Here is a 23,430-nt window from a genome sequence, read left to right as displayed (position 1 = left end):
GGTCCAAGCCTCATTCGATGAGCTGTGCGGTTTGTGAACCTATCGTCGCGGTGCCGAGCGCGGTACAATTGACCTGGAGGTTCGACGTGCCGCTGAACGTCAGCGTGTCCGCGATGATCTTGGTGCAGGATGTGCTCGTGCCGTTGCCGCCACTGAAGCTGAGGTTGGCCTTTGGCAGGTAGATGGCACCGCCGAAATTCTGCGTGCTGCCACCGGTGAGATTGAAGGCCGTCCCGGCCGGCATGTTGCGGTCGCCGTACATGACGATGCCCTTCGTGGCGCCGCTGGTCGGCGCCGTCAGGTCGATGGTGGCGTTGCTGCCGATCGAGGCGGTCCCCCAGTTGCTCCCCGAGCCTGTAAACACCAGCGTGACGCCGCTGCCGGTGATGGTGGCGTTTCCGGCGACGCTCAAGTTGGCCCCGTCCAGATAATAGATGCCTGGATTCAGGTTCAGGACTGCGCCGGCATTGACCGTGATGCTGCCCGCGTAGCAGCCTGGGTCGAGCGAGTTCGTCTTTCCGTTGGCGTTGACCGTGATCTTGGCGTTGGTGCAGCTCGGCTTGGCGGGAGGAGAGACGTTGGCGTAGGGATCGGCGACGGCCGCGACGTGCGTCTTGATCCCGTTGGTCGCGGTGATGCTGCTCGAACCAGAGACATCGCCAACCACGCCGACCTGGTTTGCCGCGACCGAGGCGCTGCCGGCGACGTTGAGCGAGGGGCTTGCGCTGGAGTTGCTGTAAAGGTTGCACTTGATCAGGTTGAGCTGGTTGCCACCGCTGACGTTGACAGCGGGACTTGCGCCCGAGTTGAGCGCGAGGACGCAGCCTGTCCCGGAATTCGGCAAGGCGACCGAGCGTGCGGTGATGAGCACGGAATCCGATCCGAACAAAGCTGACAGCAGCCGCTGCTGCGGCTGGCTCACGATGACTTCGATGGCCTGCGAATTCGATACATTGTTGCCGGTCTTCGGGGGCTGGTTCACCGTGACCGTGACGTTGCCCGTCCCATTGGCGTAGCCGTAGTTTGCCGTCACCGCATTGGCTTCGGATGAGGGGTCGCCGCCTGCACTCGCAGCTGTCGCAGCGCTGACTGCGCCGGAATCTGCCGCGCTCTGCATGTTCTTGTGTTTGTAGTACCACCAGCCCACTTCCGTTCCGAGGCCGGCGGTGCCGACCAGGACCGGCATGAGCAGCGCGGAAATGATCACATAGCTGCCCGACTCGTCGCGGGCGAACCGTTCAAGCAGGTGAATCGTTCGGTCGCGCCGTCGAGCACGACCTTTTGAGCCCAAAGATGCACCGAACGAACGGGTGAAAGATCTCCGGAGGTCCATGCGTTCCTGCCCACTTGCCACTTTTTCCCGAAGGCAGTGTGATGCGGGCCGGATTAAATGCGCCCCAATGGAAGCAGGACAATTTTAAGTATCGGCGGACATTCAGCCGACATTCATGGCCAGGCTCCTATCGATAGAGCTGCGTCCAGGAGAGTCAGATGAAATTGCGGTCCGCGATTCTTACCGCCAGCCTCGTGTGTCTGCCGGTTTTGCCCGCCCATGCTCAGACGTCCGCACCGCCTGCAGCCGCTCCGACCGCCACCGTGCCGGTTCCCGCGACCAAGCGCGTGACGTGCCTTGCCACGACGGCGAGCCTGAAAGGGCAGGACAAGCGCGATCAGCTGCAGCTCTGCCTGGCGCAGGCGCGGCTCGACTGCCTGAAGCAGGCGATCGATCAGAAGATCGTCGGTGAATCCAGGAGGAGTTTCGTCAAGACCTGCGTCGGCGGCGATGCTCCCGAGCCGCAATAGCCGAATGGTGCCACGGACTCGATCACGATTCCTGCGGTTTCGGCGCGCCGGGAAAATGCCGCTGCAGGACAGCGGAGGGGGTGGCGTAGGCCTCCTGCAGATCCACGCTCCAGTACTTCAGCTCGTCGAGCGGGATCCGCACATCGGTGATCGCGCAGCGCACGAAGGTCCCCGGCGAGATCACGCGGAAATCGCCGTCGAGATATTGCACCTGCGCTTCGCCATGGCCCGAGGGGCCGAACTTGTTCAGCACGGTCGAAAGTCTCCGTGGAAGGCCGCTGCCAAGGAAACCCCTGGAGGGCACGATGTGTTGGACGGGATGTAGCATAGATAGGGCGCCTTGTCCGCCCGGTAAACCCACCGGTTTGTGATGTTTTGCTGCCGTTCCCGCGTGATAATGCTCGCCCGAAGGATCATCCCGGTGCGCCGCGCGCGGCCCGGCAACTGATACGGCAGAGTCCGATGCGCCTTCGATTGACCGCCCTGTTCGTGACGCTAGCGATGTCGGCCGCGCGTGCCGCGCCGGCACCGCAGCCGGTCGATATTCCGCTGGCCTCGGGCGTGCTGCATGCGCAGCTCTACAAGCCCGAGGGTGCAGGCCCGTTTCCGACCGTGATCGCGCTGCATGGCTGCGGCGGGCTCGGTAGCCATTCCGATGCCGTGCTGCCGCGTTATCGCGACTGGGCCGAGCGCCTCCTCAAGGCCGGCAACGCCGTGCTGTGGCCCGACAGCTATGGCTCGCGCGAGCTCGGGCCGCAATGCCGCGTCAAGGAGATGCACGTCAAGGCGCGACGTGAGCGCGTCGCCGACGTCGCGGCGACGCGGGCCTGGTTGATGAAGCAGAGCTGGGTGGCGCGCGACCGCGTCAGCCTGATGGGCTGGGCCAATGGCGCCAGCGCGCTGCTCTGGGCCGTGCGTCCGCAGAGCGGGGCGCGCGATCTGACGCCCGATTTCCGCGCTGCGATCGCCTTCTATCCGGACTGCCGGATTTCCGCCGGCCTCGGCTGGAGCACGCGGGTGCCTACCCTGGTGCTGATCGGCGCCGATGACGACGTCTCGTCTCCGCCCGCCTGCCGCCAGATGGTCGAGGGCGCGCATGGCCGCAGCGCGCTCGCGCGCATCGTGGTCTATCCCGGCGCCTATCACGATTTCGACCGCGCCAACACGCCGCTGCACGCAGCCGGCGGCAGCAACGATGCCGCCGCGCCCGAGCGCGGCCATCTCGGCACCGATGCAGAAGCGCGCGCGGAGTCGCAGAAGGATGTCGCGGAATGGCTGGCGCGGTAGCTTGGGTGAGCGGACTTGTCGCGCCGTAGCTCGGTAGAAGCGAAGGCGGAAGCGGGGCCGCCCGAGGAACAAATTCAGGCGGACAGCCCCGCATCGACCACCGCCCTGCACGGACCATGATGGCCGACCGGGAATCTACGGATCGCGCACGGCGCCGGTTTCAGTGCGTGACGGCGCCTTAGTTCGACCACGATGTCGATTAAACGCAATCTCCATGCGCAACCGCATCCCCCTGTTCTCCGCACTCGTCGTCTTCACCGTCGCGATCTTCCTGTACGAGGCCCACGCCGGCGCCCCACAGCGCGCACCGGAGCATTGCGGCTTCTGGACCACCATCGATGCGGGATTGTCCTGCCGGTAGGCGAGCTGTCTCCACGAGATTGGGGCTGCGCGTGTTCCACAAATTCGGTGTCATCGCCCGGCTTGACCGGGCGATCCAGTACGCCGAGACGCCGGTGGTTTACCGAGAAGCCGCGGCGTACTGGATTCCCCGCTCCAGTGCGCAATTGCGCACAAGGCGGGGAATGACACCGATGGTGGAGCGCTCGGTCGTTGCCTCAGAACAAACTGCCCTGATCCACCGGCTTGGCCACGCGCTTCGGCGCGGGCTTTGCGTCCGCCGCAGCCGGCTTCTGTTGCGCCGGCGTGCGCTTTGCCGCCGGTGTCGGGCGATCCGCATCTGCGGTGGCGCCGACACGTCCATCGGCAAACTCGATCTCGAGCCGCGCATTCGGCCCGATCGCATCTGCCGCATGCAGCGGATGACCCGCCTCATCCCGCACCAGCACAAAGCCGCGCGCGAGCACGCTGCGATAGGACAAGGCCGAGAGCAGCTTGCCGCTGTTCTCGACGCGAGCCTCTAACCGCTGCATCAGCGTGACCAGCGCGCGGCCCGCGCGCTCGCTAAGGCGATGCGTGCGCTCGCGCTGGCGGGCAATCGCGTTGCGCTGCGCCTGCGCATTGGAAAGCTTTGAGGCGCGCAAGCGAACCTCGAGCCCGGCAAAGCGGTCGCGCCGACGCCGCAACAGCGAGCGCGCGGAGAGCCAGAGGCGTTCGCCGCACACGGTGAGCCGGTGGTCGGCCTGTGCGATCTGGCCGTGCAGCACCCGCAGCGTCAGCTTTGAGCTCGCGGCGGTGAACCTTCGGAAATGCGCGTGCGTGTTGGCCTTGAGGCAGCGGGGCAGGGAGGCGCCCGCCGAATCCAGCCGCTGCCGTGGGATGGCCAGGAGATCGCCGGCCGCCGGCAGCGCACGCGCGGCGGCGCGGAGCTCGCTGCGGCGGCTCTCCTGGGCGCGCTGCCAATAGGCGCGGGTGCGCCGTCCGAGATCTCCGACCTCGACGAACAGATCGCTGCGCACCGGCACCGCCATCTCGGCCGCCGCCGTCGGCGTCGGCGCGCGCTTGTCGGCGACGAAATCGATCAGCGTGATGTCGGTCTCGTGCCCGACCGCCGAGATCAGCGGGATCATGCTTTCGGCCGCTGCCCGCACCACGATCTCCTCGTTGAACGACCAGAGATCCTCCAGCGAGCCGCCGCCGCGCGCGACGATCAGGACGTCGGGGCGGGGAATCCTGCCGCCCTCCGGCAGCGCGTTGAAGCCGCGGATCGCGGCCGCGACCTGCTCGGCCGAGCCTTCGCCCTGCACCTTGACCGGCCACACCAGCACGCGGCGGGGGAAGCGGTCCTCCAGCCGATGCAGGATGTCGCGGATCACGGCGCCGGTCGGCGAGGTCACGACGCCGATCACGTCAGGCAGCCAGGGCAGCAGCTGTTTGCGCGCCTCGTCGAACAAGCCCTCGGCCGCGAGCTTCTTCTTGCGCTCCTCCATCAGCGCCATCAGCGCACCGATGCCGGCCGGCTCCAGCGCCTCGATCACGATCTGGTACTTCGAGGAGCCCGGATAGGTCGTGAGCTTGCCTGTCGCGATGACCTCGAGCCCTTCCTGGGGCTTGAAGCGCATCCGGCCGTGCACGCCCTTCCAGATCACCGCCTCGATCTTGGCGCTCTCGTCCTTGAGCGCGAAATAGCAATGGCCGGAGGAATGGGCGCCCCGGAATCCCGAGATCTCGCCGCGGACCCGGACATGGCCGTAGGTGTCTTCCACCGTCCGCTTCAGGGACTGCGAGAGCTCGGAGACGGTGAATTCGGGCGCGTTGTGAAGTTGTTCCGCAGGCGGCATCGGCAAACGATTCGGCATTTTGGGGTCAGACCCGACGTTAAGGATTTTCGCGGCGCGGCGCCAATGCGGTAATTGACTGGGAGAGTACTCTGTATTATAGAGTTCTCTAGATCCAGGTTGAAGGGGGGTGTCACGGCGATGATGCGACCCGCTGACGGCAAGCCGTGGAGGCACCCATGAAAAACCTGTTCGAAGCCGGAAAATTGCTGCTGCTCGACATGGCGGCGACGCTGTTCTTTCTCATGCTTTATCTGCTGACCCACAACGTGACCCTGTCGGTGGTGCTCGGAATGGTGCTGGGTCTCGCCCAGATCGGCTGGCAATTCGCACGCCGCAAGCCGATCGACACCATGCAATGGATGAGCCTGTTTCTGGTGCTCGGCGCGGGCACCGTCACGCTGATCACCGCGGATCCACGTTTCGTCATGATCAAGCCGAGCGTCATCTACGTCGTCGCCGGAATCGTGATGCTGAAGCGGGGGTGGATGAACCGCTATCTGCCGCCGATCGCGATCGAGCTGGTGCCTGACGTCGCGATCATTGTCGGCTACGCCTGGTCGGGCCTGATGTTCTTCTCTGCCGCGCTCAACGTGATCGTGGCCCTCAACTTCGACGTCGCGACCTGGTCGGCGGCGATGTCGATCTATGGCATCGTCAGCAAGGCCGCGATGTTCCTGATCGGCTACGCGGTCATGCGCATCGTTGCTGTCGCGCGCCGCCGACGTGCCGGCGAACGCCCGCGCGATGTTGCGGCGATGCCGGGTTGAGGGGGCTGCCATGATCGACAGCAAGCAGGCATCGGAAGCGCTGGCCGAGATCGACGATATGGTCCAACGCGTACGGCGATCGCGGGTCTACGACATCGCAAGCCAGATGATGATCCTTTGGGGCGCCCTGGTGTTCGCCGGGAATATCGCCACCTGGCTCCAGCCGCGCGAGGGCTACCCCATCTGGCTCGCCGTTTATGTCCTCGGCCTTGCTGGATCGTTTGCCATCAGCGCGTCCAGGCAGGCCAAAACGGGCGTTCGCGGCTTCGACCGGCGGATGTTCGTTGCCTTCCTGCTGTGCATCGCCTTTGGCTATTTCTGCGCGCTGGTCCTCGGACATTTCTCGCCACGGCAGCAGGGCGCATTCTGGACCATCTATTTCATGCTGTTCTATGCGCTTGCGGGGCTCTGGCTCGCCTACGCCTTCGTCGCAATCGCGGTGTGCATCACGATGTTGACCCTGGTCGGCTATTACTTCGTCGCCGGCGACGCTTTCGTGCCGTGGATGGCCGTCGTCAATGGCGTCGGGCTGATCGGCGGCGGCCTCTGGATGCGACGAAGCTAGCGCCATGGCCGAACTCGACGACATCATCCATCAGCCGCTGCGGCTGAAGATCATGGCGGCGCTGAATTCGCTGCCGGCCACCGCCGCCGGTCTCGAATTCTCCCGCCTGAAAAAACTCACCGGCGCCACCGACGGCAATCTCGGGGCGCACATCGAGACGCTGGCGAAGGCGGGGTACGTGTCGGTGGAGAAGGCGTTCGTGGGGAAGAAGCCGCAGACGACGGTGACGGCAACGGCGGCGGGGCGCGGGGCGTTTGCTCGGCACGTGGCGACGTTGCAGGAGATTATTGCGGGGAGGCAGGGGTAGGCCATCCGATTGCTGCTCTTGCAATCGTGGCATCAAAGGGCGCCGTCCGAATGACGGGGGAGTACGGGCCGTCCCCCTTGAGCCCCACCCCGATTCGTGCGACCTCCGCCCCCAGCAAAACCCCTCATTTCGAGCCTTCGATGCACATTCTCCTGCTCGGTTCCGGCGGCCGCGAACATGCTCTGGCGTGGAAGATCGCGGCCTCTCCCCTGGTGACCAAATTCTGGTGCGCGCCCGGCAATGCCGGCATCGCGAAGGAGGCGGAATGCGTAGGCCTGGATGTGGCCGACCACGCCGCGGTGATCGATTTCTGCAAGACGAATGCGGTCGAGCTCGTGGTGGTCGGCCCGGAGACGCCGCTGGCGGCCGGCATCGTCGACGACCTCACCGCTGCCGGGATCAAGGCCTTCGGGCCGAGCAAGGTGGCGGCGCAGCTCGAAAGCTCCAAGGGGTTCACCAAGGCGCTCTGCACCGAATTCGGCATTCCGACCGGCGCCTACAAGCGCTTCACCAATGCCGCCGATGCCCGCGCCTATGTGCAGAGCCAGGGCGCGCCGATCGTCGTGAAGGCCGACGGCCTTGCCGCCGGCAAGGGCGTCGTCGTCGCCAAGACCGTGCGCGAGGCCGAGGACGCCATCGCCATGATGTTCGAGGGCGCCTTTGGCGAGGCCGGCGCGGAGGTCGTGATCGAGGAATTTTTGCCGGGCCGCGAGATCAGCTTCTTCGCGCTGTGCGACGGCGAGACGGCGATTCCGCTCGCCTCCGCGCAGGACCACAAGCGCGTGTTCGATCACGACGTCGGCCCGAACACCGGCGGCATGGGCGCCTATTCGCCGACGCCGCTGGTCACGCCTGCCATCCATGACGCGATCATGGCGAAGATCGTCCTGCCGACGGTATCAGGCATGAAGCAGCGCGGCACGCCGTTCCGCGGCATCCTCTATGCCGGGATCATGCTGACGACGCAGGGCCCAAAGCTGTTCGAGTTCAACGTCCGCTTCGGCGATCCCGAGTGCCAGGTGCTGATGCTGCGCATGATGTCGGATATCGTGCCGGCGCTGCTCGCCTCCTGCGACGGGCAGCTGAAGCATTTCGATCTGCGCTGGCATCCAGACTCCGCGCTCACCGTGGTGATGGCGGCGAAGGGCTATCCCGGCGACTACCAGAAGGGCACGCGCATCGAGGGGCTCGATGACGCGGCCAAGGTGGAGACCGTCGAGATCTTCCACGCCGGCACGGTGGCCAAGGACGGCGCGATCCTCGCCAATGGCGGCCGCGTGCTCAATGTCTGCGCGCTAGGGGCGACCGTGACGGAAGCGCAAGGCCGCGCCTACCAGGCCGTTGACCGCATCAACTGGCCGGAAGGCTTCTGCCGCCGCGACATCGGCTGGCAGGCGGTGGAGGCGGAGAAGGCCAAGGGCTAGCTCGTCATTCCGGACGGCGCGCCAAAACGCGCCGATCCGGAATCTCGAGGCTTTGGTGTCACCGCGCCGCCACATCGACATTCCAGAATGTGCAATCAGCTGTTGGGGTTAGGTACCCCGCAGATAATACCGCTACTGTGCATGGGGTTGTTTTCGACATTTTGTGTGTCGGGACGACCTTTGGACTGACCACATAAGGATGCAACAAGATGTCCGATCTCGCCGACCTCTATCCGGGTTTTGCAGCTGAATGGATCAACACCTCGTTCGGCCGCGTCTTCGCCCGCGTCGGCGGCAGCGGACCGCCGCTGTTGCTCCTGCACGGCTTCTCCGAGACAAACGTGATGTGGCACCGCGTGGCGCCTGAGCTCGCCGACGCCTTCACGCTGATCATCGCCGATCTGCCGGGCTACGGTTGGTCCGACATGCCCGAGAGCGATGCGCTGCACATCCCCTACAGCAAGCGCGCGATGGCCAAAGCCATGGTCGAGGTGATGGAGCGGCTCGGCCACGTGCACTTCGCGCTCGCCGGCCACGACCGCGGCGGCCGCGTTTCCTACCGCCTCGCGCTCGACCATCCCGGCCGGCTGTCGAAGCTCGCGGTGCTCGATATCCTGCCGACCTATAATTACTGGGAGCGGATGAACCGCGCCTACGCGCTGAAGATCTATCACTGGACCTTCCTGGCGCAGCCCCATCCGCTGCCGGAGACGCTGATCGCTGGCCAAGGCGAGTTCTTCCTGCGCTTCAAGATGGCGAGCCAGACCAAGTCGAGGACGTTAGATGCCATCGACAAGCGGGCGCTCGAACACTACATCGCCCCGTTCCGCGATCCCGCCCGCGTGCATGCGATGTGCGAGGACTATCGCGCCGGCGCCTATTTCGACTACGATCTCGACAAGGCGGATTTCGAGGCCGGCAAGAAGATCACCGTTCCGATGCTGGCGCTGTGGGGCAATGCCGGCGTGGCGCAAGCCGCGGCGACGCCGCTCGATACCTGGCGGCAATGGGCGACGAACGTCGTCGGCATGCCCGTGGATTCCGGCCACTTCCTGACGGAGGAGAATCCGGATGTCACAGCGAAGGCATTGCGGGAGTTTTTCTCGGCTTGAGAGCCACGCTCCACACCACGCCCTCGACTGTCATCGCCCGGCCAGTGCGCAATTGCGCACTAGGACCGGGCGATCCAGTACTCCGTGACGGCAGTGATTGATCGATAGGCCGCGGCGTACTGGATGCCCCGGTCAAGCCGGGGCATGACGGTGGAGTGTGTAGCCCTACCGCCGCTCCCGGAAGAACTCCTTGAGCAGCCGCGCCGCCTCGCTCTCGCCGACGCCGGAATAGACGTCCGGCGCGTGGTGGCAGGTCGGGGAAGCAAAGAACCGCACGCCGGATTCGACCGCGCCGCCCTTGGGGTCGGCGGCGCCGTAATAGAGCCGCCTCACCCTTGCAAACGAGATCGCGCCCGCACACATGGTGCAGGGCTCCAGCGTCACGTAGAGGTCGCAGTCGACGAGGCGCTCGCTGCCGATCTTCTTTGCGGCTTCGCGCAGCGCGACGATTTCGGCATGGGCCGTCGGGTCGTAGTCGGTCAGCGTCCGGTTCGCCGCGGTGGCGATGACCTCGTAATTGCGGACTACCACGCAGCCGATCGGAACTTCGCCCGCCTTTCCGGCATTTTCGGCCGTTTTGAGCGCCAAATCCATGAAAGAGGGGGCTTTCAAGCCTCGTATCATCGCCAGAAACCTGCTAGTAGCTGCGCCTTCAGCAGAAGTGCTTACCGGTTTTGCCTGAGCATGCGGCTCGGAACGAGCGCGCACAATGCTCAACGGCCACCCCCTTGAGTGAGATTATCCATGCCTCGCGACAGCGACAAAGACAACGATTCCCGCGGCCGGCGAGGCCCGGCCAAGGGACCGGCGAAGGGCGGCCGTAGCGGCAAGGCGCGCGGTCCCGAGAAGAAGTTCGCCAAGCGCGGTTTTGAGGGCAAGAGCGAGGGAAGGGGGGACCGTGACAGCCGCCCGCCCCGTGGCGATCGCGACAGCCGTCCGTTCCGGCGCCGCGAGGAGGGCGATGCCCCGCGCCGCGATTTTTCCGACCGTCCGCGCTTCAAGCGCGACGATCGCAGCAATGAAGGCCGCGGCGAGCGGAGCTTCAAGCCGCGCGGCGACCGTCCATTTTCCGATCGTGGATCGCGCGACGGTGAGAAGCGCGCATTCAAGCCGCGCGGTGACCGGCCGTCGTATGGCCGTGACGACCGTCCGCCGCGCAGCCGTGATCGCGACGAGTCCCGTCCCGCCGGACGGTTCGGCGACAAGAAGTTCGGCGACAAGCGGCCGTATTCGCCGCGCGGCGACCGTCCGGAGCGCCCGTTCGAAGGCGAGCGGAAGTTTTCGCGCGGCGGAGATCGTGGCGAGCGTGGCGATTCGAAGCCCTGGCAGAAGCGCGACGCGGCTCCGCGCGGCGATCGGCCGCCGCGCAAGGATTTTGGCAAAGGTCCGCGCAAGGATTTCGGTGGCCGCGACCGCGGCGAGGACAAGCCCTGGCAGAAGCGCGATGATCGGCAAGGCGGCGAGGACCGTCCGCGGTTCTCGCGCTCACGCGACGATCGCGCATCGGGGGATCGCCCGTTCCGTGAGCGGCCCAAATTCGATCGGCCGCGCGAGGATCGTCCAAAATTCGATCGGCCCCGTCGTGATGGCGATGGCGACCGCGGAGGGCGTGGCGGTGACCGGCCGAAATTCGATCGGCCGCGCGAGCGGTCGGAAGGCCGTTCCGATTGGCACGAGCATCCGCGCAGCGAAGGCCGTTTCGGCGATCGGCCGCGCCGTGAAAACGAGGACGACAGCAGGATCTTCGAGAAACGTCCCGCCTTCGGCGGTCGTGGTGCCTATCGCGAGCGCGATCGGGATTTCGACCGGCGGCCGCGCCGCGAAGAAGAGCCGAAGCCGAAGAAGGCCGGCGAGCGCATCGCCAAAGTGCTGGCGCGCGCGGGCCTGGCTTCGCGCCGCGACGCCGAGGAGATGGTCACGCAGGGCCGCGTCACGGTCAACGGCCGGGTGATCAACTCGCCCGCGCTGGACATCACGAAGAACGACGTCGTCATGGTCGACGGCAAGCCGTTGCCGGAGCGCGAGCGCACGCGGCTGTTCCTCTATCACAAGCCGCGCGGACTGATGACCACGCATGACGACCCCGAGGGGCGTCCGACCGTGTTCGACAATCTGCCGGAAGGCCTGCCGCGGCTGATCAGTGTCGGCCGGCTCGATTTCAATACCGAAGGCCTCTTGCTGCTCACCAATGACGGCGGGCTTGCGCGCACGCTCGAGCTGCCGGATACCGGCTGGCTGCGCCGCTACCGCGTTCGCGCCCATGGCGACGTTACCCAGGCGCAGCTCGACGAGCTCAAGAATGGCATCGAGATCGAGGGCGTCAAATACGGTCCGATCGATGCGACGCTGGAGCGCGATCAGGGCGCCAATGTCTGGCTGGTGTTCGCGATCCGCGAGGGCAAGAACCGCGAGGTGCGCAACGTCTGCGCCCATCTCGGGCTCGAGGTGAACCGGCTGATCCGCGTCTCCTATGGCCCGTTCCAGCTCGGCGAGGTTCCTGAAGGCCAGGTCGAGGAGATCAAGTCGCGGGTGCTGCGCGAGCAGCTCGGCGATAAGGTGATCGAGAAGTCGGGGGCGCAGTTCGACGTGCCTGCGAAGCCGGCAGCGCGAGATGACGATGCACCGCGCGAGACGAAGCCCGTTAGCAAGCGTGCCGTGATCAACGACCGCAAGGGCCGCCGCGTGCTGGTGCAGCGCACCGGGAGCGAGGAGGCGCGCGAGCGCAACGAGGAAGAGGCCAGCGGCTACGGCCCGCCGCGCCGTCCCAAGCGCGGCTATCACGGCAAGCGCGATCTGACGCCGCGGGAGGACTAGCGTTGCGCGTCGTCGGCGGTCGCTTGAAGGGGCGCAATCTCGCCTCGCCGTCCTCGCGCGACATCCGCCCGACGGCGGACCGCTTGCGCGAGTCCGTGTTCAACATCCTCGTGCATGCCTATGACGATCCGATTGCCGATGCGCGCGTGCTCGATCTCTTCGCCGGCACCGGCGCGCTCGGCATCGAGGCCTCGTCACGCTGCGCGAAGTTCACGCTGTTCGTCGACAATGGCGCGGAAGCGCGGGCTCTGCTGCGCAACAATGTCGAGTCGCTGGGCCTGGGTGGCGTCACCAAGGTCTATCGGCGCGACGCGACCGATCTCGGGCCTGCGCATCCCGTCGAGCCGTTCTCGCTGGTGTTCCTCGATCCGCCCTATGGCAAGGGCTTTGCGGAGAAGGCGCTCGCGAGCTTGCGCGATGGCGGCTGGCTGACGCCGGGCGCGCTGCTGGTGGTGGAGGAAGCGAAAGCCGCGCAGTTCGTGACGCCGGACGGCTACGAAGAACTAGAGCGGCGGGCTTATGACGACACGGAATTCGTGTTTTTGCGTAGGGCGGATTAGCGCAGCGTAATCCGCCATCGTCTCGGCAGACGCAGAAGAGGCGGGTTACGCTGCGCTAACCCGCCCTACGAAGCTCATCGCTGGCCGAACAGTCTCGCTGCCGTAGGGTGGGCAAAGGCGCGCTCTTCGCGCGCCGTGCCCACCGCTTCTATCGTAATCATGGAAAGATCGTGGGCACGGCGCTTTGCGCCTTTGCCCAACCTACGAGAGCTTCGGGTCACCTTCGCCCGAACAGCTTCTCCACATCGCTCAGCTTCAGCTCCACATAGGTCGGCCGGCCGTGATTGCACTGGCCGGAGTTGGGCGTCTCCTCCATCTCGCGGAGCAGGGCGTTCATTTCCTCGGGCCGCAGCCTTCGGCCGGCGCGCACCGAGCCGTGGCAGGCCATGGTGGCCGCGACGTGCATCAGGCGGCGTTCGAGAGGAAGCGCCTCGTCCCATTCGGCCATGTGCTCGGAGAGATCGCGCAAGAGGCCGCCCGCATTGGTCTTGCCGAGCAGCGAGGGCGTCTCGCGCACCGCGACTGCGCCGGGGCCGAAGGATTCGATGGCGAGGCCGAACGAGGCGAGTTCCTCGCTGCGCTCCAGGAGGCGCTCGACCGTCGCCTCGTCCATCTCGACGATCTCGGGAATGAGGAGGATCTGCCGCTGCACGCCGTTCGCGGCCAGCGAGGCCTTCAACCGCTCGTAGACGATGCGCTCATGCGCGGCGTGCTGGTCGACGATGATGAGGCCGTCACGGGTTTGCGAGACGATATAGGTCTCGTGGATCTGGGTGCGCGCCGCGCCGAGCGGGCGGTCGACGAGATCGCCTGCTGGCTGGGTCTCGATCCGCACGTCCGCGCTGGGCGCACCGACGTCGAATGCGGCCTGTGCACGCTCCGCGAACGTGGGCGCGGCGGCGCCCTCGAATGACGGCATCGGCGCGACGGGGGCGGCGGGCGAGGCCCGCCAGTCCCAGCTCGCCGGACGTTGCGGCATGAAGGCGGGCCGGAACGAAGACAAGGCGCTCTCGCCGCTGTTGGCGGCGGTGCGACGGCCCTCGCGCGCCAGCGCTTCCTTCAATCCGTGCACGATCAGCGCGCGGACGAGACCGGCATTGCGGAACCGCACCTCGGTCTTGGCGGGATGCACGTTGGCGTCGACCTCGCGCGGATCGAGCGTGACGAACAGCGCCAGCACCGGATGGCGGTCACGCGGCAGATAGTCGGAATAGGCGGCGCGCACCGCGCCGAGGATCAGCTTGTCGCGCACCGGGCGGCCGTTGACGAAGAGATATTGCCCGAGTGCATTGGCCTTGGTGAGCGCGGGCGCTGCGGCATAGCCGGCGACGACGACACCCTCGCGCTCGGAATGAACCTCGATGGCGTGGCTGCGAAACTCGGCGCCCAGGATGTCGCCGAGGCGGGTCAGCCGTCCAGCAGCGCCGGGCAGCGCCGCGGCCCAGGTCACCGGCGCGCGCTCCTCGCCCGCCAGCGTGAAGGCAATATCGGGCCGCGCCATGGCGAGGCGGCGCACCACCTCGCGGATCGCCTCGGCTTCGGTGCGATCGGTCTTCAAGAACTTCAGCCGCGCCGGCGTCGCATAGAAGAGGTCGCCAACCTCGACGCGGGTGCCGTGCGCCAGCGCCGCCGGCATGATCTCGGACTTCGCGCCGCCCTCGACGGTCAGCGCCCAGGCATGCGGCTCGCTGGCATGGCGTGTGGTGATGGAGAGCCGCGCGACGGAGCCGATCGAGGGCAGCGCCTCACCGCGGAAGCCGAGGGTGCGGATCTGGAGCAGATCCTCGTCGTCGAGCTTGGAGGTCGCATGGCGCTCGACCGCGAGCGCGAGGTCTTTCGCGGTCATGCCGCCGCCGTCATCGGTGATGCCGATTCGCCGCCGCCCGCCGCCGTCGGTGAAGACGTCGATCCGGCTCGCGCCGGCATCGATCGCGTTCTCGACCAGTTCCTTGACCACGCTCGCGGGCCGCTCGACCACCTCGCCGGCGGCGATGCGGTTGACGACTTGCTCTGGAAGCTGGCGGACGGGCATGAACTCGATCTTGGGGCTCGAACGGGGATTCGTAGGTGACGCTATTCTAGGCCCTGTTGCGTCAAAAGCATGTGTTGAGCAACAGCCGCGTTGTGGGCTGGGGAAGAAGGCTTCCTATCACATTGAAGACATTGAGCGTTCGAGAAAATCTTCGCAGCGCTGGTGGGGCCACCCGCCCGTTGTGGTCGTGATTGTGAGGCGCCGGGCAGCGGTGTAGCATTGTGAAAAAATGGCAACAGGACGGGAGGACGCCATGTGCCATCTCTTCGCGCATCAGCCGCAACGCGACTACGAATCCCAGACCCGCTCGTTGCGGATCGACGGCCATTGCACCTCGATCCGGCTGGAAATGGCGTTCTGGGACACGCTGGAGGAGATCGCGGCCAGGGAGAGCATGAGCCTCGGCAAGTTCCTGACCACGCTCTATAACGAGGTGCTCGACCATCACGGTGAGGTCAACAACTTTGCTTCGCTGCTGCGCTGCTCGTGCTTGATCTACCGCGCGAAGTCGACGGCGTCAGCGCAGGAGTTCAAGGCCACGGTAGCGCCCATTCTCGACGCGGCCGAGTAGTTGCTTCACTCTCGATGTCGGCCCGGCGAACGCCGGGACGACACCCTGAGTGTGGATAGGCAATTCCTCCTCAATGCCGTCCCGGCGGGCGCGATCGCAAACGTGAGGTCAAATCTCCCTCTTCTGCATCGCCCCGGCAATGTAGTCCGCCTGCCTGATCGCCAGCGCGACGATGGTCAGCGTCGGATTGCAGGCCGCGCCGCTGGTGAACTGGCTGCCGTCTGAGACGAACAGGTTCTTGACGTCGTGGCTCTGGCCGAACTTGTTGACGACGCCGTCGCGCGGCTTCTCGCTCATCCTGTTGGTGCCGAGATTGTGCGTGCTCGGATAGGGCGGTGTCGGATAAGTCACGGTGGCGCCGACGGCGTCATAGACCGCAGCACCCTGCTTGTAGGCGTGGGTGCGCATCGCGATGTCGTTGGGATGATCGTCGAAATGCACGCTCGCGACCGGCTGGCCGAACTTGTCCTTCACGACCGGGTCGAGCGTGATGCGGTTGGTCTCCTGCGGCATGTCCTCGCCGACCAGCCACATGCCGGCCATCCTGGGATAGCCGTCGAGCGCTGACGTGAACGGACGTCCCCAGGCGCCGGGATTGAGGAATGCCGCCATGAACGGCAGTCCGATCGACAGCGTCTCCATCTCGTAGCCGCCGACGAAGCCGCGCTTCGGGTTGTTGGCCGCCTCGTCGCGGATGATGCCGGCCATGGTGGTGCCGCGATACATGTGCACCGATTTCTCGAACACGGCGTAGACGCTGCCGGTCATGTGGCGCATGTAGTTGCGGCCGACCTGGCCGCTGGAGTTGGCGAGGCCGTCGGGGAACATGGTCGAGGCGCTGTTGAGCAGCAGCCGCGGGCTCTCGATCGAGTTGCCGGCGACCGCGACGATGCGCGCCTTCTGGCGCTGCATTGCGCCGCTCGCGTCGGCATAGACGACGCCGGTCACCTTGCCGCCGGCATCATGCTCGATCTTGATCGCCATGCTGCTCGGCCGCACCTCGAGATTGCCGGTCGCCTCGCCCTTGGGGATCTCGGTATAGAGCGTCGACCATTTCGCGCCGGATTTGCAGCCCTGGAAGCAGAAGCCGATCTGCTGGCAGGCGCCGCGTCCGTCGCGCGGTTGGCTGTTGATCGCCATGTTGCCGGTGTGCACGGTCTTGTAGCCGAGCTTCTTGGCGCCGGCCTCGAGCACCTTGAAATTGTTGTTGCCGGGAAGTCCGGGAATGCCGTTGGTGCGGGTCACGCCCATCTTGTCCTCGGCCTTGGCGTACCACGGCTCCATCTCCGCGAGCGTCACCGGCCAGTCGAGCAAATTGGCGCCGGGGATGTTGCCATAGGTGGTCTTCACCTTGAACTCGTGCTCGTCGAAACGCAGCGACGCGCCGGCCCAATGGGTCGTCGAGCCGCCGACCGCCTTGACGATCCAGGCGGGAAGGCCGGAGAAATCCTTGGCGACGCGCCATGTCCCTGACGTGGTGCGCGCATCGGTCCAGGCGAGCTGCGAGAAGCTCTCCCACTCGTCGTTGACGAAGTCGTGGTTCTCGATGCGGGGGCCTGCTTCGAGAATGACCACCTTGACGCCCTTCTGCGCGAGCTCGTTGCCCAGCGTGCCGCCGCCGGCACCGGAGCCGACGATCACCACAACGCTGGAGTCGTTCAGATCGAATTTTGCCATATGCGTTCTCCTGAACCGTTGGGGTGGGTCTCAAGCCTTCGGTAGCCAGTCGATGTCGGCGAAGCCACGGTTGATGTAGCCGCCGTGCTCGGCCGAAGAGCCCTCGTAGCCGAACCGCGGCCAGACCTCTTTCTGGTTGTAGAGCGAGACGATGAGGTCGCCGCGCACCTTCTGGAAGAAGTCGCTTCCCTCGATCTCTTTCAAGAGCACGACGCGGTCGGCTTCCCAGGGCACCTCGGCATAGGCCACCTTGTGGCGGTCCCGCGCGTTCTGGTCGAGCCGCGCGATGCCGTCGCTGATCAGCGATTTGACGGACGGGTCCTTGGCCGCCTTGCCGTCCCACGGCTTGATCGCGGTGATGTAATAGCTGTCGCCGAGGACATCGTGCGGATAGATGTCGCGCGCGACCTTCAGCAGTGTCTTCATCGTCGCAGGCGAGAGTGCGCTGGCATCCTCGGCCCAGGCATCCTCGATCCTGACGGCGGCGCTGGTCGCGACAGCGACGACTGGTACAGCCGTGGCTGCGCCCTTGAGAAAGACGCGGCGGCTGTGCTTGCTTCGACGATCGACTTCTCGCATGGCATTCCTCCGTGGATTTTTTGATTGGTTAGTTGAAACGTCCGCCCCGCTGGATCACCTCGATCCTGTAGCCATCGGGATCACTGACGAAGAAGAAGCGCGCCAGCGTCCTGCCGTCGTGCTTGAAGTCGCGTAATGGCCCCGGTTCGAGCTTCTCGCGCTCGAAGCGCGCATGTTCGGCGTCGAGATCCTCGACCACGACGGCGAGATGGCCGTAGCCGTCGCCGAGCGCATATGGCTGTTTGCGATCGAAATTCACCGTCAGCTCGACCTCGAACGGTGAGGAGGGGTGACGCAGATAGATCAGGGCAAAGTCCGAGAACTTCAGGTGGTCGGCGACCTCGAGGCCGAAGGCGCGCTTGTAGAAGTCGAGCGAACGTGCCTCGTCGAGCACGCGGATCATGGAATGAACGGGCTTTGCCATTCAGTTCTGCTCCTTCAGGTAAGCGATGATGGCGGCGCGCGTCTCCGCCTTGGCCTGCCGGTAGGCCATGACCACGCCGGGAATGACGGCCTGCGGATTGGTCAGCCAGGCGTCGAGCCTGCCATCGTCCCAGGCGAAGTCGGCCTTCGACAGAGCCTCTGAGTATTTGAAGCCTTCGGCCTTGCCGGCGGGACGTCCCATGACCTTCACCAGCGGCGGCCCTTGCCGCATCGGTTCGGACAGGCTCAACGTGTGGCACACCGCGCATTGCTGCTTGAAGAGTGTCGCGCCATCCGGCGGCTTTGCGGCCGGCAAGGGCATTTGCGCGTCTGCCATCCGCACCACCAGCACCATCGCGGTGCACAATCCCAGCACGATCCCGCGCATCGTCAGGAGCCGCCCATCCACATCAACACCAGAGTGCGCAAACTCTAGGCGGCGTTAGATGGGCGGTGGTAGTAGCGGGCTGTTTTGCGACGAGCGGAGTTGCTCGCGGTACGTGGTGTTCCACGCTGCCTTATATGCGGAGCACAATTCCGCGAAACCGCCGTCAAATCCCTAAACGATCACCACACGATGCGCATTGCATGGCGTTCGCGCCGTTCGAACTCTCGACGCGATGCAGTGGTCCGGTGCAGACGAGCGGCGTCGGGAACGGCCGAACCATGCACCGCGGAAAAATCCAGGAGAAATGGATGAAGTTGGTGAAGACCTCGATGATCGCATGCGCTCTTTCGGCTCTCGTTGCGACGCCCGTTCTTGCGCAAAGCGCACCCCCCACCGCAAAGCCAGGCGGCACCGTGCAAGGCAAACCCATGCAAAGCAGCACGATGGGCAGCGGCGATGAGGAGATGAATGCTCAGCCGGGCGCCGCGGGCGAGAAGACCGGCATGAAGTCAACCAAAGGCACCAAAGGCGCGGTCGGCACCACGGGCAGCGCTACGCACAAGGGAACTGCCGACGATTCCACGACAGGCGGTGCAGCTCCATCCAAGCGTTACTAGTCCCGCCGGCAGAACTTCGGCCGCTTGGCGGCCGGAGTTTTATTGGCTGCGCCTGCTAGTCCTCGAAGCGCCCGCCGCGGCCGGCCTTGACGTCGCTGCGGCGCTTCTTGCCCTCGAGCCGGCGCTGCTTGGAGCCGAAAGTCGGCTTTGTCGCGCGCCGCGGCTTCGGCCGTATCATGGCTTCGCTCAGGATCTCGACCAGCCGGTCGATGGCGTCCTGTCGATTGCGCTCCTGGGTGCGGAAGCGCTGGGCGTGGATCACGATCACGCCGTCCTTGGTCATGCGCTGGCCGGCGATGCGGGCGAGCCGGAGGGCCGCGTCCTCCGGCAAAGTCAGCTTGCGCGTGTCGAAGCGAAGCTGGGCCGAAGTCGCGACCTTGTTGACGTTCTGCCCGCCCGGGCCGGAGGCGCGGACAAAACCGATCTCGATGTCGTCCTCGTCGATGACGAGATCGCGGGATATCCGCAGCATGATGGCACCATCCGTGATGTCCGGACATATCGCGGACGCCCAGGTTCGGCAATGGTGCTTAGTGGAAACGCAAATGGCCGGGGCGGACCCGGCCATTTCAGCAAACGTGAGGGGGGAAGTCAGTTCGACTTCGTCGCCGGAGCCGCGGTCGGTTGTGCTGCGGCCTGCGGGGCGCGGCCGACCACGACGGTCAGCAGCCCCTGGCCCCAGAGCCGCTTGGCGGCTGCCTTGGCGTCGTCCAGCGTCACGGCGTCGACGATGGCGTTGCGCCTCTCGATATAATCGATCGGCAGCTTGTCCTGCTGGTACTGCAGCAGCGCCTGCGCCAGCTTGGAGGAGGTGTCGAGCGCCAGCATCTGCGAGCCCTTCAGGTAGGACTTGGCCTCGTCGAGCTCCTTCTGCGTCGGGCCTTCCTCGGCGATCCGGCGCACTTCCTTCTCGATGGCATCGATGGTGTCGCCGGCGCGGTCGGCACGCGTGCCGGTATTGCCGATGAACACCGCCGAACGCTCCATCCAGAGCAGCGATTCGAACACGGAATAGGCGAGGCCTCGCTTCTCGCGCACCTCGCGATAGAGCCGCGAGGACAAGCCGCCGCCGCCGAGGATGTGGTTGACGACATAGGCCGCCATGAAGTTGGGATCGTTGCGCTTCACCCCGGGGCCGCCGAAGGTGATCACGGTCTGCGGCACGTCGAGGGTCACGAAGGCGCGTTGCGGCGGCTTTGCGGCCTCGACGTCAGGGACCGGCGTGAGGTTGGCCTTGGCGGGCAGGGCGCCAAAGGTGTGGTCGAGCAGCTTGCCGAGCGTTGCCGGATCGACGTCGCCGACGACTGCGATCTTCAGCCCATCCTTGGCGATCACGCGGCCGACATAGTCCTTCAGGTCGGCGACCGTGACGGTCGGCACGCTGTCGAGATTGCCGTTGGTCTGCCGGCCGTAGGGATGATCGCCGAAGGCGACTTCCAGGAATTTGCGGCTCGCCAGCGAGGTCGGGTTGGTGGTCTCGCGGCGCAAGCCCGAGATGACCTGCGAGCGAATGCGCTCGACATCGGCGGTGTCGAAATGCGGCGAGGTCAGCGCGCTCCGCAAGAGGTCGAAGGCCTCATCCTTGTTGTCGCGCAGCATGCGCAGGCTGCCGCGGAAGGTGTCGCGGGTCGCGCTGAAGGAGAGCTCGATGGCGCGGCGGTCGAGCCGCTCGTGGAAGGTCTTGGAATCGAGATCGCCGGAGCCTTCGTCGAGGAGGTCGCCGACCAGATTGGCGACGCCCGACTTGTCCTTGGGATCCTGCGCCGAGCCGCCGGCAAAGGAATATTCCATGGCGATCAGCGGCACGGTCGCGTCCTGCACGAACCAGGCTTCGATGCCGCCGGGCGAGACCAGGCGCTGGATCTTTGCGGCGGCCAGCGACGGCGAGATGGCGGCGAGGGAAAGCGTGGCGCCGGCGACAAAGGAGAATGCCACGCGTCGAAGGAAGGGATAGGTCACGAACGCTTCTCCTCGCGCTTGGCGGCACTGGTGTCCTTGATCAGATAGCCCGTGACCGAACGCTTCTTCTCGAGCCACTTCTGCGCAACGGCACGGACCTGCTCGGCGGTGACCGCGCGGATGCGGTCGGGCCAGCTCCTGATGTCCTCGATCGACAGCCCCGTGGTCAGCGCGCCGCCATACCAGCGTGCCAGCACCGCCTGGTTGTCCTGGGCGTAGATCGCTTCCGCGATGAGCTGGGTCTTCACGCGTTCCAGATCCTCGGCGCGGATCGGGTTCTGCGCGACGTTGGCGATGACGCCATCGACTGCCTGCTCGACCTCAGCGAAGCTGACGCCGGGTTTCGGCGAGGCCGAGATCGCGAACTGGGTCGGGTCGAGCGAGGTGCTGGAATAGCTGGCATTGGCGGACACCGCGAGCGGCTTGTCGACGACGAGCGCGCGGTAGAGATAGGAATTGCTGCCGCTGCCCATCAGCTGCGCCAGCACGTCGAGGGCCGCGCTCTCGCCGGCCGCAGCGGTGGTCGCCGAGGGTACGAGATAATAGCGGCGCATGCTCGGCTGCTCGACGCGCGGGTCGGCCAGCGTGACGGTGCGCGGTGCTGCGGGCTCCGGCTCCTGCGGACGGACGCGCCGCGCCGGGATCGCCGATTGCGCCGGGATCGAGCCGAAATTGCGCTCGACCAGCGGGCGGATGTCGGCGGCCTCGACGTCGCCGGCGATCACCAGGATCGCGTTGTTCGGCGCATAGAAGCGGCGGTAGAAGGCGAGCGCGTCCTCGCGATCGAGCTTCTCGATCTCCTGATGCCAGCCGATCACCGGCCGGCCGTAGGGATGATTGAGATAGAGCGCGGCCATGATCTGCTCGTTCAGCCGCGCGTCCGGATTGTTGGCGACGCGCATGTTGTATTCTTCGAGCACGACGTCGCGCTCGGGCAGCACGTTCTCGTCCTTCAGGATCAGGCCGGTCATGCGGTCGGCCTCGAACTCCATCATGGTCGGCAGCTGCTCTTTCGGCACGCGCTGGTAGTAATTGGTGTAGTCGACCGAGGTCGAGGCGTTCTCATTGCCGCCGACGCGCAGCACGGTCTGGGAGAATTCGCCGACGGGATGCTTCGAGGTGCCCTTGAACATCAGGTGCTCGAGGAAGTGCGCGAGCCCGGATTTGCCCGGCGTCTCGTCGGCCGAGCCGACCTTGTACCAGATCATCTCCGTGACCACGGGCGTGCGGTGATCGGGGATCACCACGACCTGCATGCCGTTGGGAAGCGTGAAGCTGGCGGGCGGTGCCGACGTGACCGTGGTCTGGGCAAGGGCCGCGCCGGCCGTCAGGACACTGGTCGAAAGCAGTCCGGCAAGGAGGCAGGCAGCCGATCGGTAAGAGGACATCATGATCCTTTTAAAACGCCGAGGCCCGGATGTCCGGCTCGGAGGCACGGCATGCTACACCGTGCGGCTGAGGCTTCGCGTCACGAAGCAGAGAACTCAACGCGGTGGCAAGTTACTGATAGGCAATTTATGGACTACCGGCCGGCGTGCATGACACGCGCCGCCGCCGGGTCCGCTTCCGTGGGACAGGAACGCTATTGTTCCTTGTCCTTGCCCGACATGATGTCGAAATAGGTCCGGCGCGACTTGTCCGGTCCGGCGCCATAGGCGTAGTTCGGCGAGGGCGTCTGATAGCCCGCGGGCGGCTCGACCAGCGACTGGCGCGGCGGCTCGCTGGTGAACTTCTTCTCTTCGGTGGCGTTGCCGCCCTTCATCATGTTCCACAGACCACCGGAGAAGCCGAGCTCGGCGGGGCTGAGCGACGGATTGGCGTTGGTGCCCGGCTGGATCGGATCATTGCTGGTACGGGGGGCCGCGGCGACCTGGCCGGCCTTCATCTCGGCGGGCGTCAGAGGGCGGGCGACCTGCCAGTTCTCGGTTTCCTTGGTGGCCTTCTTGCGCGCGGCGATGGCTTCCTTGCGGCGCTTTTCCTCGGGATCCTTGGGCCAGTTGGGCGCAGCCTTGGCTTCGGTCGCAGGCGGCGGCAGATCGAGCTTGGGCGGCACGACCAGCGGCGAGCGCTCGCGGTATTCGATGCCTTTCTTCTCCATGCTCTTGGCGCCGATGCCGGACATCAGATTGTCGATGATCTTCTCTTCGAAGGTCATGCCATCATCTTCATCGTCGTCGTCACCGGCGCGGGCCGCGCCGGCCGACATGACGAGACCGATGCCGAGCGCGACCGCGGACAATTTCAACGCCCGCCAGAACCCCGACCGGGGGTCTCGAACCATTGAACCGCTGGTCTTCGAGCTGCGCATTATCGTACCTGTTCCATATTGTGGCAGATTGCCGCTCAAACGCGGCCAATCCCTCGC

At 65.7% G+C, this 23,430-nt stretch carries 25 protein-coding genes; 12 read left to right on the top strand and 13 right to left on the bottom strand.

What is annotated here, in order from left to right; all coding sequences use genetic code 11:
* Positions 1-10: 10 nt before the first annotated feature.
* The gene (locus UNPA324_RS34510) at positions 11-1,207 is read right to left on the bottom strand and encodes a pilus assembly protein TadG-related protein (protein WP_246667279.1); all 1,197 of its coding nucleotides are present in this window, start codon (positions 1,205-1,207) and stop codon (positions 11-13) included.
* Positions 1,208-1,491: 284 nt separating this feature from the next.
* Between UNPA324_RS34510 and UNPA324_RS34505 the strand changes: the two genes are divergently transcribed.
* The gene (locus tag UNPA324_RS34505; protein ID WP_141938506.1) at positions 1,492-1,803 is read left to right on the top strand and encodes a hypothetical protein; all 312 of its coding nucleotides are present in this window, start codon (positions 1,492-1,494) and stop codon (positions 1,801-1,803) included.
* A 22-nt stretch (positions 1,804-1,825) separates the two neighbouring features.
* Here the strand turns inward: UNPA324_RS34505 and UNPA324_RS34500 are convergent, their stop codons facing one another.
* The gene (locus UNPA324_RS34500) at positions 1,826-2,056 is read right to left on the bottom strand and encodes a DUF2093 domain-containing protein (RefSeq protein WP_128921590.1); all 231 of its coding nucleotides are present in this window, start codon (positions 2,054-2,056) and stop codon (positions 1,826-1,828) included.
* Between the two features lie 209 nt (positions 2,057-2,265).
* On the opposite strand from UNPA324_RS34500, the gene UNPA324_RS34495 reads away from it, so the two are divergent.
* Entirely contained in the window at positions 2,266-3,090 is an 825-nt protein-coding gene (locus UNPA324_RS34495; protein ID WP_141938505.1) for a dienelactone hydrolase family protein, read from the top strand.
* A gap of 214 nt (positions 3,091-3,304) precedes the next feature.
* Positions 3,305-3,451, top strand: coding sequence for a hypothetical protein (locus UNPA324_RS35525; protein ID WP_164936516.1), 147 nt, complete (start codon positions 3,305-3,307; stop codon positions 3,449-3,451).
* Positions 3,452-3,647: 196 nt separating this feature from the next.
* On the opposite strand, the gene xseA is transcribed toward UNPA324_RS35525, so the two are convergent.
* Positions 3,648-5,288, bottom strand: a complete 1,641-nt coding sequence (xseA, locus tag UNPA324_RS34485) for an exodeoxyribonuclease VII large subunit (protein WP_141938504.1) — start codon at positions 5,286-5,288, stop codon at positions 3,648-3,650.
* A 158-nt stretch (positions 5,289-5,446) separates the two neighbouring features.
* Here xseA and UNPA324_RS34480 point away from each other — a divergent pair, with 158 nt between their 5' ends.
* The 5 genes from UNPA324_RS34480 (at position 5,447) to UNPA324_RS34460 (ending at position 9,445) form a co-directional block, all read left to right on the top strand.
* Positions 5,447-6,037 (top strand): inner membrane-spanning protein YciB, encoded by a 591-nt coding sequence (locus UNPA324_RS34480; protein ID WP_141938503.1) that lies wholly within the window; start codon positions 5,447-5,449, stop codon positions 6,035-6,037.
* A 10-nt stretch (positions 6,038-6,047) separates the two neighbouring features.
* A complete protein-coding gene (locus UNPA324_RS34475; RefSeq protein ID WP_128921585.1) occupies positions 6,048-6,602 on the top strand; it encodes a hypothetical protein in 555 nt (184 codons plus the stop codon).
* A gap of 4 nt (positions 6,603-6,606) precedes the next feature.
* Positions 6,607-6,909 (top strand): winged helix-turn-helix domain-containing protein, encoded by a 303-nt coding sequence (locus tag UNPA324_RS34470; RefSeq protein ID WP_128921584.1) that lies wholly within the window; start codon positions 6,607-6,609, stop codon positions 6,907-6,909.
* A gap of 140 nt (positions 6,910-7,049) precedes the next feature.
* Positions 7,050-8,333, top strand: a complete 1,284-nt coding sequence (purD, locus tag UNPA324_RS34465) for a phosphoribosylamine--glycine ligase (RefSeq protein WP_141938502.1) — start codon at positions 7,050-7,052, stop codon at positions 8,331-8,333.
* Between the two features lie 209 nt (positions 8,334-8,542).
* On the top strand, positions 8,543-9,445 hold the full coding sequence (locus UNPA324_RS34460) for an alpha/beta fold hydrolase (RefSeq protein WP_141938501.1): 903 nt from the start codon (positions 8,543-8,545) through the stop codon (positions 9,443-9,445).
* 165 nt (positions 9,446-9,610) lie between these two features.
* Here UNPA324_RS34460 and UNPA324_RS34455 read toward each other — a convergent pair whose 3' ends face one another.
* Entirely contained in the window at positions 9,611-10,069 is a 459-nt protein-coding gene (locus tag UNPA324_RS34455; protein WP_011090228.1) for a nucleoside deaminase, read from the bottom strand.
* A gap of 120 nt (positions 10,070-10,189) precedes the next feature.
* Here UNPA324_RS34455 and UNPA324_RS34450 point away from each other — a divergent pair, with 120 nt between their 5' ends.
* Both UNPA324_RS34450 and rsmD read left to right on the top strand, forming a co-directional pair.
* Positions 10,190-12,259 (top strand): pseudouridine synthase, encoded by a 2,070-nt coding sequence (locus UNPA324_RS34450; RefSeq protein WP_181769623.1) that lies wholly within the window; start codon positions 10,190-10,192, stop codon positions 12,257-12,259.
* Between the two features lie 2 nt (positions 12,260-12,261).
* Positions 12,262-12,819, top strand: a complete 558-nt coding sequence (rsmD, locus tag UNPA324_RS34445; RefSeq protein WP_141938499.1) for a 16S rRNA (guanine(966)-N(2))-methyltransferase RsmD — start codon at positions 12,262-12,264, stop codon at positions 12,817-12,819.
* 217 nt (positions 12,820-13,036) lie between these two features.
* On the opposite strand, the gene mutL is transcribed toward rsmD, so the two are convergent.
* On the bottom strand, positions 13,037-14,851 hold the full coding sequence (gene mutL / locus UNPA324_RS34440; protein WP_141938497.1) for a DNA mismatch repair endonuclease MutL: 1,815 nt from the start codon (positions 14,849-14,851) through the stop codon (positions 13,037-13,039).
* Between the two features lie 253 nt (positions 14,852-15,104).
* Between mutL and UNPA324_RS34435 the strand changes: the two genes are divergently transcribed.
* Positions 15,105-15,422 carry a ribbon-helix-helix domain-containing protein gene (locus tag UNPA324_RS34435; RefSeq protein WP_141938495.1) on the top strand — a complete coding sequence of 106 codons (318 nt, stop codon included), beginning with the start codon at positions 15,105-15,107 and terminating at the stop codon, positions 15,420-15,422.
* A 108-nt stretch (positions 15,423-15,530) separates the two neighbouring features.
* Here the strand turns inward: UNPA324_RS34435 and UNPA324_RS34430 are convergent, their stop codons facing one another.
* From UNPA324_RS34430 to UNPA324_RS34415, 4 genes are read right to left on the bottom strand one after another with little or no spacing between them, the layout of a single operon-like run.
* Positions 15,531-17,099 carry a GMC family oxidoreductase gene (locus UNPA324_RS34430; protein ID WP_128921577.1) on the bottom strand — a complete coding sequence of 523 codons (1,569 nt, stop codon included), beginning with the start codon at positions 17,097-17,099 and terminating at the stop codon, positions 15,531-15,533.
* A 30-nt stretch (positions 17,100-17,129) separates the two neighbouring features.
* Complete coding sequence (locus UNPA324_RS34425; protein WP_128921576.1) at positions 17,130-17,678, bottom strand: gluconate 2-dehydrogenase subunit 3 family protein; 549 nt, start codon at positions 17,676-17,678, stop codon at positions 17,130-17,132.
* A 28-nt stretch (positions 17,679-17,706) separates the two neighbouring features.
* Complete coding sequence (locus UNPA324_RS34420; RefSeq protein WP_128921575.1) at positions 17,707-18,102, bottom strand: VOC family protein; 396 nt, start codon at positions 18,100-18,102, stop codon at positions 17,707-17,709.
* Positions 18,103-18,489: a c-type cytochrome gene (locus tag UNPA324_RS34415; protein WP_141939183.1), complete on the bottom strand. Its 387-nt coding sequence runs from the start codon at positions 18,487-18,489 to the stop codon at positions 18,103-18,105.
* A 200-nt stretch (positions 18,490-18,689) separates the two neighbouring features.
* Here UNPA324_RS34415 and UNPA324_RS34410 point away from each other — a divergent pair, with 200 nt between their 5' ends.
* The gene (locus tag UNPA324_RS34410) at positions 18,690-19,106 is read left to right on the top strand and encodes a hypothetical protein (RefSeq protein WP_246667278.1); all 417 of its coding nucleotides are present in this window, start codon (positions 18,690-18,692) and stop codon (positions 19,104-19,106) included.
* A gap of 55 nt (positions 19,107-19,161) precedes the next feature.
* Here the strand turns inward: UNPA324_RS34410 and arfB are convergent, their stop codons facing one another.
* The 4 genes from arfB to UNPA324_RS34390 form a co-directional block, all read right to left on the bottom strand.
* Complete coding sequence (gene arfB, locus UNPA324_RS34405) at positions 19,162-19,578, bottom strand: alternative ribosome rescue aminoacyl-tRNA hydrolase ArfB (protein WP_128921574.1); 417 nt, start codon at positions 19,576-19,578, stop codon at positions 19,162-19,164.
* Positions 19,579-19,697: 119 nt separating this feature from the next.
* The gene (locus tag UNPA324_RS34400) at positions 19,698-21,065 is read right to left on the bottom strand and encodes a M16 family metallopeptidase (protein ID WP_164936514.1); all 1,368 of its coding nucleotides are present in this window, start codon (positions 21,063-21,065) and stop codon (positions 19,698-19,700) included.
* The gene (locus tag UNPA324_RS34395; protein ID WP_430641905.1) at positions 21,062-22,456 is read right to left on the bottom strand and encodes a M16 family metallopeptidase; all 1,395 of its coding nucleotides are present in this window, start codon (positions 22,454-22,456) and stop codon (positions 21,062-21,064) included. Before UNPA324_RS34395 ends, UNPA324_RS34400 begins: the two co-directional genes overlap by 4 nt.
* Positions 22,457-22,647: 191 nt before the next feature.
* Positions 22,648-23,373: a hypothetical protein gene (locus UNPA324_RS34390; RefSeq protein WP_164936513.1), complete on the bottom strand. Its 726-nt coding sequence runs from the start codon at positions 23,371-23,373 to the stop codon at positions 22,648-22,650.
* Positions 23,374-23,430 lie beyond the last annotated feature (57 nt).

This window comes from Bradyrhizobium sp. UNPA324 (assembly GCF_006658635.1).
Lineage (GTDB): Bacteria > Pseudomonadota > Alphaproteobacteria > Rhizobiales > Xanthobacteraceae > Bradyrhizobium > Bradyrhizobium nanningense.
This window is presented reverse-complemented; position numbering and strand designations above follow the sequence as displayed.